Here is a 400-nt window from a genome sequence, read left to right as displayed (position 1 = left end):
CAAGGGCCACGGCCTGCGCAACAAGGCCGGCGAGCGCGGTTACCTGTTCGTACAGCTCAAGGCCGTGATGCCCAAGGCCAGCGACGAGGCAGTCAAGGCGTTGTGGGCGGAGCTGGCGAAGAAGGCTGCGTTCGATCCGCGGGAGAATTTCTGACTGTTTTGAGGCGCTAGACTCGACAGTTAAAGCATTGGGAGAAGCAGACCATGAACAACCCGATCATTGAACTGAACCTGATGGAATTTTGCGAGGCCGCTGCGTTGGCGGATGTCCATGTGATCGAAATCGTCGAGCATGGCATTCTCGAACCCCATGGCGCGGCCCCGGCGGATTGGCGCTTCACCGATTACGAACTGGTCTTGGCCCGGCGTGCGGCCAAGCTGCGCCGCGAGCTGGAACTGG

The 400-nt window shown here is 60.5% G+C and carries 1 protein-coding gene and 1 pseudogene; both read left to right on the top strand.

What is annotated here, in order from left to right; all coding sequences use genetic code 11:
• Positions 1-154: pseudogene (locus tag GSM73_RS27665) on the top strand (DNA-binding protein); the annotation flags it as partial.
• Between the two features lie 50 nt (positions 155-204).
• Positions 205-400, top strand: a 196-nt coding sequence (locus GSM73_RS20945; RefSeq protein ID WP_160893883.1) for a chaperone modulator CbpM, incomplete at its 3' end; no start/stop codon positions are given.

It is taken from the genome of Pseudomonas sp. PICF6 (genome assembly GCF_009831705.1).
GTDB lineage: Bacteria > Pseudomonadota > Gammaproteobacteria > Pseudomonadales > Pseudomonadaceae > Aquipseudomonas > Aquipseudomonas rhizophila.
Note: the sequence above shows the minus strand (reverse complement) of the source record. Positions and strands in the feature narration are given on the sequence as shown.